Annotated in this window: 12 protein-coding genes; 5 read left to right on the top strand and 7 right to left on the bottom strand. The window is 55.0% G+C overall.

Annotation, left to right across the window (positions count from 1 at the left end; translation table 11 throughout):
* Position 1 precedes the first annotated feature (1 nt).
* From QN378_RS22295 to QN378_RS22285, 3 genes are all read left to right on the top strand, one after another.
* Positions 2 to 682 (top strand): response regulator transcription factor, encoded by a 681-nt coding sequence (locus QN378_RS22295; RefSeq protein ID WP_322204704.1) that lies wholly within the window; start codon positions 2 to 4, stop codon positions 680 to 682.
* 351 nt (positions 683 to 1033) lie between these two features.
* Positions 1034 to 1450, top strand: coding sequence for an LTXXQ domain protein (locus tag QN378_RS22290; RefSeq protein ID WP_322204705.1), 417 nt, complete (start codon positions 1034 to 1036; stop codon positions 1448 to 1450).
* A gap of 63 nt (positions 1451 to 1513) precedes the next feature.
* Positions 1514 to 2881 carry a HAMP domain-containing sensor histidine kinase gene (locus QN378_RS22285; protein ID WP_322204706.1) on the top strand — a complete coding sequence of 456 codons (1368 nt, stop codon included), beginning with the start codon at positions 1514 to 1516 and terminating at the stop codon, positions 2879 to 2881.
* Positions 2882 to 2893: 12 nt separating this feature from the next.
* On the opposite strand, the gene QN378_RS22280 is transcribed toward QN378_RS22285, so the two are convergent.
* Together QN378_RS22280 and QN378_RS22275 are read right to left on the bottom strand one after the other, a co-directional pair.
* Complete coding sequence (locus QN378_RS22280) at positions 2894 to 3457, bottom strand: nitroreductase family protein (protein WP_322204707.1); 564 nt, start codon at positions 3455 to 3457, stop codon at positions 2894 to 2896.
* 85 nt (positions 3458 to 3542) lie between these two features.
* Positions 3543 to 4544 carry an AraC family transcriptional regulator gene (locus QN378_RS22275; RefSeq protein ID WP_322204708.1) on the bottom strand — a complete coding sequence of 334 codons (1002 nt, stop codon included), beginning with the start codon at positions 4542 to 4544 and terminating at the stop codon, positions 3543 to 3545.
* A gap of 224 nt (positions 4545 to 4768) precedes the next feature.
* Between QN378_RS22275 and QN378_RS22270 the strand changes: the two genes are divergently transcribed.
* Positions 4769 to 5362, top strand: a complete 594-nt coding sequence (locus QN378_RS22270) for an HD domain-containing protein (RefSeq protein WP_322204709.1) — start codon at positions 4769 to 4771, stop codon at positions 5360 to 5362.
* Positions 5363 to 5381: 19 nt separating this feature from the next.
* On the opposite strand, the gene QN378_RS22265 is transcribed toward QN378_RS22270, so the two are convergent.
* From QN378_RS22265 to recQ, 4 genes are all read right to left on the bottom strand, one after another.
* Entirely contained in the window at positions 5382 to 5672 is a 291-nt protein-coding gene (locus QN378_RS22265) for a SelT/SelW/SelH family protein (RefSeq protein WP_322204710.1), read from the bottom strand.
* 8 nt (positions 5673 to 5680) lie between these two features.
* Complete coding sequence (locus QN378_RS22260; RefSeq protein WP_322204711.1) at positions 5681 to 7828, bottom strand: FimV/HubP family polar landmark protein; 2148 nt, start codon at positions 7826 to 7828, stop codon at positions 5681 to 5683.
* 153 nt (positions 7829 to 7981) lie between these two features.
* Complete coding sequence (locus QN378_RS22255; protein WP_322204712.1) at positions 7982 to 8416, bottom strand: MarR family transcriptional regulator; 435 nt, start codon at positions 8414 to 8416, stop codon at positions 7982 to 7984.
* Positions 8417 to 8556: 140 nt separating this feature from the next.
* Complete coding sequence (gene recQ, locus QN378_RS22250; RefSeq protein WP_322204713.1) at positions 8557 to 10686, bottom strand: DNA helicase RecQ; 2130 nt, start codon at positions 10684 to 10686, stop codon at positions 8557 to 8559.
* Between the two features lie 221 nt (positions 10687 to 10907).
* On the opposite strand from recQ, the gene QN378_RS22245 reads away from it, so the two are divergent.
* Complete coding sequence (locus tag QN378_RS22245) at positions 10908 to 11501, top strand: YecA family protein (protein WP_322204714.1); 594 nt, start codon at positions 10908 to 10910, stop codon at positions 11499 to 11501.
* 176 nt (positions 11502 to 11677) lie between these two features.
* Here QN378_RS22245 and QN378_RS22240 read toward each other — a convergent pair.
* Positions 11678 to 15421: Ig-like domain-containing protein (locus tag QN378_RS22240; RefSeq protein ID WP_323551082.1), on the bottom strand; the 3744-nt coding region annotated here is incomplete at its 5' end.

The raw sequence follows: 15421 nt of genomic DNA, 5'->3' as shown, positions 1-15421 counted from the left end.
CATGAGCGAACTGTTACTAATTGATGATGACGAGGAGCTCTGTGAGCTTCTAAGCAGTTGGCTAAGCCAGGAAGGTTTTCACGTACATTTTTGCCACGATGGCAGCAGCGCCCGACGCGCACTCGCGAAACTACCGCCACCAGCGGCCGTCGTATTAGACGTGATGCTCCCTGATGGCAGCGGTCTGGAGTTGCTTAAACAATTACGTACTGATCACCCTGATTTGCCCGTACTGATGCTGTCAGCCCGCGGCGAACCGTTGGACCGTATTCTCGGCCTTGAACTGGGCGCCGACGACTACCTGGCAAAACCTTGTGACCCCAGAGAATTGACGGCCCGATTGCGGGCAGTCCTGCGCCGCAGTCACCCCACAGCGGCGTCAAGCCAGCTCGAACTGGGGGATCTTTGCTTCAGCCCGGTGCGCGGCGTGGTAACTATCGACGAACATGAGTTCACCCTGACTGTTTCAGAGAGCCGGTTGCTTGAGGCGTTGTTGCGTCAACCCGGCGAGCCGCTGGACAAGCAAGAGCTCGCCCAGCTGGCACTGGGTCGTAAGTTAACGCTGTATGACCGTAGCTTGGACATGCACGTCAGCAACCTGCGCAAAAAAATCGGCCCCCACGCCGACGGCCGTCCGAGAATCGTAGCCCTGCGCAGTCGCGGTTATTACTACAGCGCTTGAAACCCCTGCCGTCTGTAGCAGGTCTCTCAGCAAACCGGATGAAAATTTGTGTATTTTTAGGTTTCAGGGTGTCAGAACTAAGGCCTTCGCAAACGAACTCTGTCCACCGATTTGGCGATAGGCAGATTTTGCTACAGAGGCTGCCGAAGGCTCCGAAAACTCAGAAGAGCCTTTGCCGGTAATCGGCTGTAAAAAATCTCGTTTACAGCACGACTCAAGGGCGCAGTGGTCTCTAAAAGATGATTTTGCATCTTTACCCAAGCTTTACTGTCGCCTGACCGCCGTTGACCTTGCTCTCCCTACACTGGCCTCAACCGGCCTCGAGTCGAAAACGAGACAAGGAGATTCACTATGCGTAAGACTTTAATCGCTCTGCTGCTTGCTGCTGCTCTGCCAACCATTGCGATGGCCATGCCTCCTGTAGAGGGTGGTGGTCACGATGATGAAATGCGTCACCACAGCCCCTACAGCCAACTGAACCTGACCCACGATCAACGCCAACAAATCGGGCGAATAATGTTAGAGCAACGGCATAGCCGCAAAGAAATCACCGAGCGTTATCTACAAATGCTGCCACCTGCTCAGCAGAAGAGCATGCAGGATGAGTTGGATGCCAAGCACCTCAAAGCCCAGAGCGACGTTCGGGTGCTGCTAAAGCCTGACCAGCAAAAACAGTTCGACGTGATCCAGCAACAGGAGGCTCAACGTCGGGCCGACCACACCGAATTCCAGGATTGGAAAGCGCAAAAGTCTCAGGAATCTAAATAGACACTGGCTTGGCCCGCCCGACACATGACAATGCGTCGGGTTTTATCGTCCTGAGGAATCTACGTGCGTTCATTGTTTTGGCGAGTTCTGGCGAGTTTCTGGTTAGCTATAGCCTTGGTAGCAGGGCTGTCGATTTTGCTCGGGCACATGCTTAATCAGGACGCTTGGATCCTTAGTCGGCACCCGGGAATTGCCAAGTTGGCGCAGAACTGGACAGAGCTGTATGACGAAAAGGGTCAAGAAACTGCGCAGGAATATCTGCAACAACGGAAACGGCGTTACCACATTGACGTTCAAGTGCTCAACGAAAGCGGTGAGGCGATGGTACGCGGCACATTCCCACCGCGTGCAGCAGCACTTGAAGCTCGCCAGCATAATGACCCCAAGCAATTGCCGTGGCGTCGTTTGACCACCGAGTACACCAGCACAAAAAGCGGCGAAACCTATTTGTTTATTTATCGCATCCCGCACCCGGAGCTGAACGCCTGGCACCGCAATAGCCTGATTTGGCCCCTTAGTGCCCTAGGTATTGCGCTGGTGGTACTGACACTTTTCAGTTTATTGGTCACGTTATCCATCACTCGTCCGCTCAGCCGATTGCGCGGCGCAGTGCATGATTTGGGACAGACCACTTATCAACAAAACAGCTTGGCGCAACTGGCAAACCGCCGCGACGAATTCGGCGTGTTGGCCACAGACTTCAACCGTATGGGCGCCCGCCTGCAAGCATTGATTGGCAGCCAGCGGCAACTACTGCGCGACGTCTCACACGAGTTACGCTCACCCTTGGCGCGCCTGCGCATCGCATTGGCCTTGGCTGAGCGCGCAGAACCAGCCGAGCGCGAGAAGCTCTGGCCGCGATTGGCTCGCGAATGCGACCGGCTGGAAGCATTGATCAGCGAAATATTGGTGCTGGCGCGTCTGGACGCCGATTTTGGAGAGGCCGAACCAGTCGACTTGGGCGAGATGCTGCACCATTTGCAAAGCGATGCACTGCTCAATGCCGCAGATCAGCAGATACAGGTTAGCGCTCGCAATGACGTTGAGCTGCAAGGTTGGCCGGACATGCTTGAGCGCGCACTGGACAACCTGTTACGTAACGCCCTGCGCTTTAATCCTGTGGGAGAAACTATCGAGCTTCTGGCACAGCGTGAGGGTGATAGGTTGCTCATCAGCGTGCGTGACCATGGCCCCGGAGTATCGTCCGAATTTTTACCGCAACTGGGCGAACCCTTCTACCGAGCTCCCGGTCAGACGACGCCTGGCTACGGCTTGGGCCTGGCCATCGCCAAACGCGCAGCAGAACGTCACGGCGGCAACCTAATACTGACCAACCACCCTGAAGGCGGCTTTGTGGCGAGTATCGATTTGCCGTTGGAACCTATTATTGCCGGTGTTTCTTCAGGCGCGCAGCAATCACAATACGTGTAGCAATCGCATTTGCTACAACGCACCCCACTGACTTACAAAATCAGCGGTATCGCGCTTAGGCGCGGTGCGCGGTTCGTTTTGCGGAGTACCCAGGTAGAGAAATGCAACGACCTCCTCGCCAGATTCCAACCCCAGTCCTTTTGCGACATGCGTTGAATAGGCCAACTCACCGGTGCGCCAGACAGCACCCACTCCCAGAGCGAACGCAGCATTCAGAATTGCGTGGGCAGCACAGGCTGCGGTGATCAGTTGTTCTTGCTTGGGCACTTTAAAGTGTTCCTGCAACCTGGCAATAACAACGACCACCAACGGCGCGCGTAGCGGGCTGAGGCGCGCTTTTTCCAAAACCTGAGCGTTCGGTTCAGCGCCACTGAGTTGCAGCGCCTGTGCCAGCAAATCCCCCATCTGCTGTCGGGCATGTCCTTCAACAGTCAAAAAACGAAACGGTCGCAACTGGCCGTGATCGGGTGCACGCAAAGCCGCAGCAAACAATAGTTCTCGCTGAGCGGCGTCGGGTGCCGGATCAATCAGCCGTGGGACTGATACGCGGTTTAGCAAAGCGTCGAGCGCCTCCATCGGGTTTCTCCTGAAAAAATGATCGGCCATTCTAGATGGCGGACGTAGCTTCTAACGAGCGAGCAGCGGATTTAATTACCACCTCTTATATCCGGGCGCGGTACTCGCCCGGAGTTGTGTCAAACCAACGACGAAAGGCACGGAAGAAGTTGCTGGGATCGGCAAAGCCAAGCAAATAGGCGATTTCCAACAGGGTCATTTGCGGCTGCGCCAGATATTGCTCGGCCAGTTCGCGGCGAGTGTCATCGAGCAATATCTGAAAGCTGGTGCCCTCCTCCTGTAACCGTCGCTGCAACGTGCGCTGGGACAAATGTAAACGATGCGCGACCATCTCACGCTTAGGCTCGCCTTGCGGCAGCAACCGACAAAGCGCTTGCCGAACCTGGTGAGTGACACGGCTTTCAGAAAACCGGGCCAAGTATTCACCGGCAAAACGATCATGCAATTGCGCCATGGCCTCATTGGCCGTAGGTAGTGGCGCCTCCATGTCGGCACGATCAAACACGAGAGCGTCGTAGGGAGCATTGAATGTCATCGGCGCATGGAATGCTTGCCTGTACGGCTCCATATTCTTGGGTGGGTCTCCCTGAATCAAAACCCGACGCGGTTGAAGCGTCCGCCCGGTGAGCCAACTGCAAAACGCCAAGGCCGACGCCATCGAAGCTTCTGCGCTTTGCCGGGTGGGCGGAAGGTGGTCGCCATGCACGGTCAAGATCAGCGCATAGCCTTCAGCCAGCAGACGAAAACTTAAGTCAGCACTTTCAGCAATGATTCGCTGGTACCTTACCAGCCGCGCAAATCCGTCCTTGAGCGTTTGACTCGACATCAGTGCATAACCCGCAACGCTGAAGGAGCCTGGACGCACGACTTTGGCCATGTTTAATCCAATCGCTGGATTACCTGACAGCGCAACCGCTCGCTGCCAAAGCCGGGTCAGCGAGTCCTGGGGAAAGCGTGCATCAGGGTTATCGAGCTCGGTGTAATCCAGCTCGAGCTCTTTGAACAGCGCACGGCAATCCAGACCATCCAGTTCCAATGACCTGACGATACCCGTGGCCCAACTGGCAGAAGTCGTTCTTTCGCTCATGATTTCTTATTCGAAGTAAGCCGCGCCCTGCAGCCAGTGCGGCCAAGGATACGCTTGAGCCTTAAACAAGTACCATGAGATGTTGCTGAGAAAGATACGTTTTTAGGGCCCCGCAGGCCTTCCACGGCGCGCTGGGCCAGCAAAGCGTCCTTGACGGCCACTGTCGGAAAACTTGCAACGCCTAGACTGGACCCTGTCCACTTCTAATAATGACAGGACCGACAATGAACACTCAGGCACGCTTCACCCACATGCAAGACGGCACTCAAGAAGACTGGATGGTTATTGCCAAGGACTTTGCCGCTTATGCCAAGCAACTTCCGGGACGAATCCTGACTCACCTTAGGCTGCTGGATGGAGACTTTGGCGGTTTCCCGGTCGACCGACTGACCCATTCACTGCAAACTGCCACCCGGGCATACCAAGATGGTCGCGATGAGGAATACGTTGTCTGCGCGCTGCTCCACGACATCGGCGATACGCTAGGTTCCTATAACCACCCGGACATCGCGGCGGCTATTCTCAAGCCCTTTGTCAGCGCGGAAAATCTGTGGATGGTCGAGAAGCACGGGATCTTTCAAGGCTATTATTTCTTCCACCACCTAGGCATGGATCGGCTGTTGCGCGAACAATTCAAAGATCACCCGCAGTACCAGCGGACCATCGAATTTTGCGCCAATTACGATGCCGCGGCCTTCGATCCGGACTATAAAACCCTGCCATTAAGCTTTTTCGAACCCATGCTGGAGCGGGTATTCGCCTTCCCCAAAAATTCGATCTATACATCCGCAGTCGAAGAAAACGCTGCATCGGCATAAGTTTAATCAGGCTAGCTGACTAATCTTGCACGCGATCGTTATGCCCAAGGTCGCGTTGCGGGTCGATTTGATCGCGAACGCGTTGCTTGAGCACTTTGGCATCGGGAAAGCCCCCATCGGCCTTGCGCTCCCAAATCTGCACACTGTTGCAGGTAATGCTGAACGCCCCATTTGTCGCCGGCTCCAGAGAAACCCTGCTCAGATCATCGGAAAAAGTACTGAGCAGCTCTTGAGCGAGCCAAGCAGCGCGCAGCAGCCAATGGCACTGCGTGCAATAGGTGATGACAATTTCAGATTTGGCAATGGGCATACGTAGCCTCAGCTGATTCTCGCTAACAAATTTTGGGCTGTGCGTTGGTGTTCTTCGTCACCGCCCTTGATTACTTCCTGCAGCAGTGCACGCGCATCGTCCAACTCGCCGTCATCAATCAGCACTTGCGCCTGGTTGAGTTTGCTCAGGGGCTCATCATTGGCGAGGTCCAGCAAATCAAACTCTTTGGAATCATTGATGAAGCCGTCAAGAAAATCGTCATCCAGCGAATCGTTATTGGATTGAATATTCGGTTCCGGCTCAGCGAAATCGCTAAGAAACAGCTCATTGGGTATTTCGAGAACCTCTGGAAACTCGGTCAGATTGGATGAAAACTCAGGTTCTATTTCCACTGCGTCATCCGTTACCGATTTACTGCGCATGGCGGGCGGGGGTTCGAACGGATCGACAAGATCCCAACCCGCATCCATCGACAAGTCATCCAGATTCAAATGAAATTCATCAACGGGCTGGGCGATTGGAACAGGTGTTTGAGGCTCAATGAAGCGAGAGTCCGATTGCGGGGCTGCCAGCCCCGGCTTCAACACGATCTCTGCTGGCACCTCGGGTAACGGTACTTCAGTCAGCTCGGGCTTGATGAAAAACTGAGGATAGCGCGCACGAACCTCTTGTACGGAATCGGCACTTACACCGTCATCGAGCAAGGCATGCTCTTCCAGAGCAAAACCATCGACGTCACCTTGCTCCGCCAACAACTCCAGAATTCTCAGCCGCAGATCAGTACGTTGCGGCTGCTTTAGCGATGCTTCACGCAAAATACCTAACGCCTCAGAGAACCGGCCATATGCGATATAAATGCTAGCCCCGTCCAATGCATCAGTTGCGACACCCGCAAGGCGCTGGTTTGAAGCGCTTGATGCAACGAGAGCAGGCGCGACGGGAACGACCGTTACTGCGGGCGACTCGACTACTCGCGCAGTCATGGGTGATGGCGTTGTCGGATCGGGTGTCACGTATGCCGCTTGCGCAGGCGGCAGACTTTGCAGTCGCTTGCGCCGGACAGCGTAAGCCAGCCCTAGCAGAAGAAGCAGCAATAACAAGGCGCCAATCAGCAAGGGGATGCTGATGAATGAATTATCTTCGGGGGCAGTCCTTGAAGGCGACGTCCCTACAACGGGCACAGCAGCACTCGGTGCAACCGGCTTGGCTTTGAGTTCAGCCAGCGCAGTTTGCAAGTCGTTTACTTGCTTGTCTTTACCGGTAATCTGATTCTGAAGGCCCTGCAGTTCAACTTTAAGATCTCCCACAGATTTAGTCAGTTGCTGGTTCTCAATGACATCGGCGGCCAACAGTTCAGCAGTTTTCTGTTCTGCACTGACAATGGGTTCCGATGCCGAGCTGTCGGCGGCCGGCAGTGCAGTAGAAGGCGAGACAGGCCCTTCGGGCGAGCGGGCTAACACCACCGTATCCGGCAGCAACAAGCTTTGTCCGATTTTCAGGCGCGTGCCGCTGCCGTTCGAAAACGCCTGAGGGTTAAGCGCTTGTATGCCGCGGGAAAGGTCATTTGCAGAGGATTTACTGCCTGAATCGTGAAACCGTCGGGCAATGGCGCCCAGATTGTCACCGCTAACGACTGTGTAGTGATTACCCTGCACTGCTTGCGGAGGCGCGACTGGCATGCGCGCTTCTACAGGGTTATTGCCTTTAGGCTCAATCCATCGGCCCCGTGATGCAGTCCGGCCCTGAGATGATTCGGGAGGATCGATCAACAGCGTGTAAGCGTGTACAAGATCGCCATTGGGACGTGCCAATCGCACCAGAAAAATCAAATAAGGTTCGATAACCGGCTTTCTCGACACCACGTGCACGACACCATGGCTGCCATTGATAACCGTCGTAAAGTGCAGATCATTCAAAAAGAACAGTCGGTCGACACCCGCTCGGCTAAAGGCATCTTGCGATGCAAGGCCTACATGGATGTCGTCGGCTGTAAGACCAGCGGTTTCAAGCAGTTCTATGTCGGCGTTAAAGGGTTGATCCAACGCCGAATGCAATGTGATCTCACCCAGCCCCAGGGCTGAGGCCAAGGCCGAATATAACAACGAAATGGCGGCAGCAGCCAAACACCAACGACGCACTAACCGCCGCGACGGACGATTAACCCATGCGAGCGCAACCTGAGAACTCTTCAGCATGAAAATCCCTATAGAAACCAACGCTCGCTTCGCGGCACACTCAACCTCTACACATAGATGGCGCAAGTGTGAAGGCAATTTCCGCGCAATACGCTCACGCGTGAAACAATGCCCAAGCTTATAAGAATCACCCCATCGGTGAATACTCGACGCTCAAGATTTCTCGAGGTTTGAGAGAATTTTTGCGTGAACTTGCATGCAAATGCGCAGTTCCTCCTCGTCAACACCCTCAAACAACTCTTTGCGCAACGCCGTAGCAATTGTTTCAATTTTTTCGATCAAGGGACGGGCCGTATCACTCAGCAGGATTTTTTTTGCTCGACGATCTTCAACCACAGCTTGGCGGCGAACCAGCCCTTGGGTTTCCAGGCTGTCCAGCAAGCGCGCGAGAGTCGGCCCTTCTACGCCGACACTTTGCGCCAGCTCGCGCTGAGTCGGCGGTTCATCAAAGCGTGCGAGGTGCAACAACACCAACCAGCGTGCTTGCGACAATCCAAGATCGGCCAAGCGTCGGTCAAGCTCGGCACGCCAGCCGCGGGACATGTGCGCCAATTGCATTCCGAAGCGATGTTGATCAGTTAAGGGCATAGAAAACTCATGATTAAAGGCTTGTACTAATTATTAGTCAGCTAACCATGACATTCGGATGGAGGCAAGTGGCCCGCTTGTAGCGAATCGTCGCAGGACTGGGTAACGCCTACAGTTCATCGTTGTTAAGTTCAGATAAGTTAGACTTCGAATTCAGATTGCAACGCGGCTCGTACGCAATACAACACGCCTTCCGGTACACGTCCGGTGAACTGTGCCGCCACGGCGGATACCGGAGGCAACTCCCCTTCGCCGTCAAGAAACGCGTCCTGCACTTCACTAAGCAAGTCCTCGGGAAGGTCCAATGCCTGTTCCAGCGACAACTGCTGTTTACCGATAGCCTCTGCCAACATCGTATAGACATTCTTTTCCGAGCATTGCAACTGACCAGCAATTTGCAGCGGGGTCATACCCGCCCGCGCCAGGCTAATCAGTTCATGACGCAGGTCAGCGACTACTCTCGGGGCCTCGGCTGCGCCCCCTAGCACTTCGAGAAACGCCTCACCGTAACGCTCCAATTTACGCGCACCTACGCCGCTGACTTGGGCCATTTCTGACATCGAACCAGGTTTGCTGCGAAGCATTTCAAGCAGCGTCGAATCCGGAAAAATCACGTAAGGAGGTACGCCATGCTCTTCGGCCAATTTGCGCCGCAAGGCACGAAGCGCTTCCCACTGTTCTCGCTCTTCGCCACGGACCAATTGGCTCGCCGGGCTGCCAGAACCGCTTTTCGGGGCGGTTTGTGGTTTCAGATCACGACGTAGTTCCAGCGTAACCTCGCCGCGCAACAGCGGCCGACAAGTGTCGCTCAAGCGCAGGCCGCCATAGCCTTCCAGGTCAATATCAGCTAACCCACGAGCCACCAACTGGCGAAACAGCGAACGCCACTCGCTTTCGGCGCGCGCCTTGCCAACGCCAAACACCGCCAAGTGCTGATGGCCAAAGCTTTTCACTTTGTCATTGTCGCGGCCCAGCAGCACGTCTACTAAATGACCGACTCCATAGCGCTGGCCGGTACGGTAGATCGCAGATAAAGCCTGGCGCGCCGGCTCGGTGGCATCCCAGGTTTGCACACCATCAACGCAGTTATCGCAGTGGCCGCAAGGTTTAGGCATGTCTTCGTCGAAATACGCCAATAACGTTTGGCGACGGCAGCGGGTTTCTTCACAGAGAGACAACATGGCGTCGAGTTTGTGTTGCTCAAGGCGTTTATGACGCTCGTCACCTTCAGAGTTTTGCAGCATCTGCTTGAGCATCAAAACATCTTGCAGACCGTAGGCCATCCAGGCATCGGCAGGTAAACCATCGCGACCTGAACGGCCGGTCTCCTGGTAATAGGCTTCCAGTGATTTGGGCAAGTCCATGTGTGCGACGAAACGCACGTTGGGCTTGTCGATGCCCATACCAAAGGCGATTGTGGCGACCATGATCAAGCCTTCCTCATTGAGGAAACGCTTTTGGTTAGCAGCGCGGATTTCATTGGGCAAGCCCGCGTGATAGGGCAACGCCGGGTATTTGTTTTCGCAAAGGAACGCCGCGACTTCATCGACCTTTTTACGCGACAGGCAATAAACGATACCGGCATCGCTGCGTCGCTCGGACAGGAACGCCAACAGTTGTTTGCGCGGCTGTTCCTTGGGCACGATGCGATAAAAGATATTTGGACGATCAAAGCTGGACAAGAACCGCTCAGCCTTCTGCAAATGCAGTCGTTCGACAATCTCTTCTCGGGTCCGTTTATCAGCCGTGGCAGTCAGCGCAATGCGCGGTACGTCCGGGAAGAGTTCAGCGAGTTGCCCCAGCTTCAGGTATTCGGGGCGAAAATCGTGGCCCCATTGCGATACGCAGTGGGCTTCGTCGATGGCGAACAAGGCAATTTGCAGATTCTGTAGAAACGCCAGCATCCGTGGCTGGACAAGCCGTTCAGGTGCCAGATAAAGCATCTTGATTTCGCCCAAACGAATTCGATTGGCCAAATCACGTTGCTGCTCGGCGTTTAGCGTGGAGTTCAGAGCTGCCGCCGAAACGCCCAATTCTTCAAGTGTTGCCACTTGATCATCCATCAACGCAATCAGCGGTGAAACCACCACGGCCAAACCGTTTCGCAACAGCCCAGGCACTTGGAAACACAAGGACTTGCCGCCACCGGTGGGCATTAATACCAAGGCATCGCCGCCGTTAGCAACGCGCTCAATAATGGCACCCTGACGACCACGGAAACTGTCGTAGCCGAAGATGTCTTTAAGTACGCGTTGAGCCTGTTCGAGCATAAAAACCCCACAAATCGCAGAAACAATCCTGCTACAGCCGGTTGCGACCCTTGGCAGCATCGCAAAGCGCGGGATTATACCCGAGGGTTTCCAAGCTAGGGACGGCAGCCACATCAGCGGTTGAAATTAACCCTGTTACCGCTTCTAACACCTGACTTGCTGGCGCGCAGGCCGTACACAGCCTAGAATTCAGCATCGTTTATTCCCAAGGTAGTCTTTCAATGTCCTTCGCTGAGCAACTAACCCGCCTGCAAGTTTTCCTCGACGCCGACGAGCTGCACGACGAAGCGTTGGACTACGTGGCCGCCCACGGCTACCTGACCGCGCTGTCGATCTGTGCTGAAGCGGTGCCGAGCCGTGAATGGATCGACACACTGTTCTCTGAGGTGCCGCATTACACCGACGACGCTCAGCGCGAAGAAATCGAAACCACGTTGATTCAGTTGCAAGCGCACATCGCGCGCCAGCTGGCTTCGGACGAAGAGTTCGAGCTGCCCTGTGACTTGGATCTGGGCGATGACCCCGACGATTCCGAGCTGCGCGGCTGGTGTATCGGATTCATGGAAGGCGTGTTTCTGCGCGAAAACGCCTGGTTTGAAAGCGCTGAAGAAGAAGTCAGCGAAATGCTGCTACCCATAATGGTCGGATCGGGCTTGTTCGATGAACAACCCGAGTTTGAGGACATTGCAAAAGATTCGAACCTGATGGACGACATGATCGTGCAAATTCCAGAGGCACTCACTGCGCTGTACCTGCTATGTCAGGCACCAGACGAGAAGCCTGCTCCAGCGATCCTCAAACCTCGCCATCACTGATAAAACAAAGCTCGCCAGTTCAAATTGGCTCTACAGGAGATGCACCCCTCTGTAGAACCAATTTGTGGCGAAGCCGCAGATCGAATCACGACAGATCCGTGGGATAGAATTCATTCTCGAAGCAAACGGCGCGGTGTGCCAGACACACCGCGCCGTTAACGTTTTCCCGCCTTAACTCACACCGTATCCACTTTCAACGAATGGTCAGTGATCATCCCGGTAATGATCGAGGCTGCGTCATGGCCGCCTGCAACCATTCCGCCCGCCCCAGGCGTAACGCCGTAGTGGCTTGCCAGATCGACCCCGGCCAAGTCGATGGTTTGAGTGGGGGCCTGGCCAACGATGGAATTGATCTCAATGGTGGTGACTACACTTGCGCCGGCGCCACTGACTTTAAAGTGCAAGTAGTCATCCAGTGAGGCCGCGCTCGAATTTTCACCCTGCAACAGTTGTGACAAATCAAGCTTATCGACGCCGATACTGAAGTCCGTCACCAAGTCATGGCCAAAGTTTCCTTGCTCCCATTTGAAGGTGTCGTTGCCGCTGCCACCCGTCAACGTGTTGTTACCCAGTCCACCGATCAATATGTCATCACCGCCCCCACCGTTGAGAATATCGTCGCCCAACCCGCCATTGATGATGTTGCTGCCACTGTCCCCTATCAGCGTGTCGTTGAAGTGCGAGCCTATAAGGTTGTCGATGTTGGCCAGCGTGTCAGTCCCGGCACCGAGGGTGTTCTGCGCAGTTATTATGCTCAAGTCAACGTGTACCCCCGCTGTAGCGTTAGCGTAGCTGGCAGTGTTGTTGCCAGCGCCGCCGTCGAGCAAATCGTTACCCGGTCCGCTGATTAAAATATCATTGCCGTTGTCACCAAACAGCTCGCTATTGCCGCTACCCGCCTGAAGCACGTCATTGCCATCACCACCATGTAGATGAACGCTGCCCGGGCCACCGATCAAAACGTCATTATGGTTGGTGCCTTGCAACGTGTTGCCCGCCTGGTAATGAAGGGTCACATCGGCAACGCTGGTTCCACCGTGGCCGTCATTGGCGGTGTAGGTGCCGTGCGAATCGGACGTTAGGTCTTGCGCGCCGGAGTAATTAACCGTCATCTGCAGTTGATAGCTTTCAGCTGCCGTTGCGCTTGCAGCAGAACCGCTGGTGTTAACGATGTTGGTCACATGCAAGTGATACACACCATCGTCAGTGGCCGTGAAGGAATGACCATTGGCAACCGTGGAGAACACACCATTGATGTCCTGCCACTGCATTGAAACGTGAGTTTCATCCTGGGAATTATGCAGGGTCACAGTTTCGCCTTTGTGCAAGGTCACGTTGTAGAGATCTTGTGCGTTAGCGGCCACAGCATTGGCCGCACCTAAATAGCCGTTAAGCACCACCAACGCGGTAAGCGCACCTGCGCTGTTAAAGAAGTCACTACGCTCTACGGTTTTCAACTCATTAGCGCTGCTGTTGCTGGTACCACCAAAATTAATGGGATTGGCGTTAAGCGCGGTGAAATCGGCGCCTTTTGCCGCCCAACCTGTTGTGAAGGTAGTGGGCGATGCCGTCAGCTTATCGCCATTGGGATCAGTGTCGTTGGCCAGCAGCAACGCTGCAGGCACCGTGATGGTAGGCGACAAAATGTTAGTGATGACGTTATCAGCCACCGCCACGGGAGGGGCATTAGGGTTAACGTTAACCAGCAGATTGGCACCTGCCAGGTCGCCATCGTTGTCGCTCGCCACAAAGCCAAACGTTTCCGTCAGTGCCGTAGTGCCAACTTTTGGAGGGGTATAAGTATATTCGCCGTTGTCCATGTCAACGACCAAGGTGCCTCCATTGTGACTAGCGACCGTAATGCTATTGGTGGTTGTGTCGAACGTGCCGTGGCTGGCACCCACCACGCTAACCCCCCCTTGTCCATGGTTGGCTTTGGAATCGTAGGAATAGGATGTCCCATCGACGACGATCGTTTTGATAAACCCGCCGTCCGCGCCAAAGGTACCTCCGGTCATCAGGCTACCGGTAATGGGCACGCCCTGCACCGTGCCGCTCAGCACCGCATCGAGTGCGCTCAGGTCGGTGACCAGCACCGCATTGGTGTCGGTGTGAGTACTACCGTCATATGCCAAAGGGTCGAGGTAAGTGTTGCTGATGCCTGAGCCGAGGCCAATTGCGTAGGCCTTGATGTCGTTGGCGTCAAGGAAGGCCTTCCAACTGATTTCATCGGCAGTGCCAATGTTTTCGTTATGGGTCGGGTTACCGTCAGACAGAAAGTAGGCAACATTTTGCGCTCCAACTATTGCACCGTCGGTAGCGAACGCTTGCTTGGCCACCGCGACCGCTGCGTCGTAGTTAGTTTCGCCACCGGCAGTCAGCGTGCTGATGATCGCTTTAGCTGTGGCGATATCAACCCAAACTGGTGTTTTATCGGTGGCACCGTTGCTAAAGGTCACAATCTGAACCCTTACATCGCCCAGCTCCTGATACCTGTCGAACAACGCGCTGATCGCCTGCTTCTCCAAGGCCAGACGAGACAAGCCAGAGACGCCCGACGCATCGGCCATGCTGCCGGATACATCAATCACTAGCAGCAGGTTTGAATCAACACCCACTACTGGCGAAGTGCGCTCACTACAAACCACCGTTGGTACGTCGTCAACAATGTTGATCGTTAAGGAATTAGTCGCCGTATTGCCCGAGGCATCCGTGGCTCTATAGGTGAAGATGTCGTGCTCGACGTTTGCCCCATCGTTAGCAATGGGTGACGTTTTCGGTGCCGAAGTCAGCGTGTAGGTATAGGTGCCATCGCCGTTGAGGTGAATCTCTCCATATTGACTCACCAAGGTTCCGTTATTGCTGCCCACCAAGCTGTAGTTGACTGTGCCCGCAGCGCCTGACACCGAACCCACCAAGGTGCCCGAAGCAGTTTCCGCAGGCGAATCGGGCATGCTGCCAACCACCGTGCCAGGCGCGAGGTCGTGGCCACTTTGGGTCAAATCCAAAGCATTTTCAAACACGGTGACGCCTTGAGCGCAAACGGCTTTAAGGCAGGAGTCAGTCACATTAATGGAGATAGTCGTGGTACTGACATCACCGTCCGCATCGCGAATTGAATAAGTGAACACATCATGTGCGCCTGAACGACCCACCGAGTCAGGATTGCTGTGATAGGTCGCATTGCCTGATGCGTCCAATACTAACGTGCCGTAAATCCCGACTACGGAGGCGCCCAAGCTTCCGTATGCGGCCTGTGAAGTATCACCACCGGCCCGCACGCCCACCACTGCGCCTCCCGCGCCAGGACCGTCAGCTCCGATGACGTCATTGGTCAACACGTTGCCGTGCACCGTGCCGCCCTCCACTACGCCGACTTTATCAGCATGCGCAGTGGGCACATCGTCAACCACATTGACATCAATCACACCCGAAGCCGAACTGCCTTCACCGTCGTTGGCGACCACCGTAAAGTGTTCGCTGATACTGTTGGCGCCGTCACCGTCAGCTTGCAATGCGTTGTGTTGGAGGGTGTAGCTGTAACTGACCACGCCGGTTTCGGCGTTATACCCGGTGACTGTCAACAAACTGCCGATCACCGTCGAAACAGACGCTGGGAAGCCTTGAATCTCGCCGCCGCTAATAACGTCAATCCCACCTACGTTAAGGCTTTGCAAGCCGTCCGGAGCATGCACCACGAATTCACCGTGCTGAGTCAGCGCCGCCGAATTAGGGCTGGAACCGTTACTGAGGTTTTTCTCATAGACAGTCAGCTCGCCGCCACAAACTTCCAGACCGTTGAGCGTTACCGGGTCATCGTTGTTGTGAACCTGCAACACCAGATTTGCCTGGCTGGTGTCGCCGTCCGCATCCTTGAGGGTGTAGGTGAACGTATCAGTGCCATTGCCTCCATCATGCAG

The sequence above is a fragment of the Pseudomonas sp. 10S5 genome (assembly GCF_035019745.1).
GTDB lineage: Bacteria > Pseudomonadota > Gammaproteobacteria > Pseudomonadales > Pseudomonadaceae > Aquipseudomonas.
The sequence above is the reverse complement of the archived record's forward strand: the minus strand, read 5'-3'. Positions and strand labels throughout refer to the sequence as shown.

Coding starts and splice junctions, on each gene's coding strand:
- QN378_RS22280 (WP_322204707.1), bottom strand. CDS start 3,457: ATGGAGGCGCTCGACGCTTTGCTAAACCGCGTATCAGTCCCACGGCTG.
- QN378_RS22270 (WP_322204709.1), top strand. CDS start 4,769: ATGAACACTCAGGCACGCTTCACCCACATGCAAGACGGCACTCAAGAA.
- QN378_RS22260 (WP_322204711.1), bottom strand. CDS start 7,828: ATGCTGAAGAGTTCTCAGGTTGCGCTCGCATGGGTTAATCGTCCGTCG.
- recQ (WP_322204713.1), bottom strand. CDS start 10,686: ATGCTCGAACAGGCTCAACGCGTACTTAAAGACATCTTCGGCTACGAC.
- QN378_RS22275 (WP_322204708.1), bottom strand. CDS start 4,544: ATGAGCGAAAGAACGACTTCTGCCAGTTGGGCCACGGGTATCGTCAGG.
- QN378_RS22265 (WP_322204710.1), bottom strand. CDS start 5,672: ATGCCCATTGCCAAATCTGAAATTGTCATCACCTATTGCACGCAGTGC.
- QN378_RS22290 (WP_322204705.1), top strand. CDS start 1,034: ATGCGTAAGACTTTAATCGCTCTGCTGCTTGCTGCTGCTCTGCCAACC.
- QN378_RS22245 (WP_322204714.1), top strand. CDS start 10,908: ATGTCCTTCGCTGAGCAACTAACCCGCCTGCAAGTTTTCCTCGACGCC.
- QN378_RS22295 (WP_322204704.1), top strand. CDS start 2: ATGAGCGAACTGTTACTAATTGATGATGACGAGGAGCTCTGTGAGCTT.
- QN378_RS22255 (WP_322204712.1), bottom strand. CDS start 8,416: ATGCCCTTAACTGATCAACATCGCTTCGGAATGCAATTGGCGCACATG.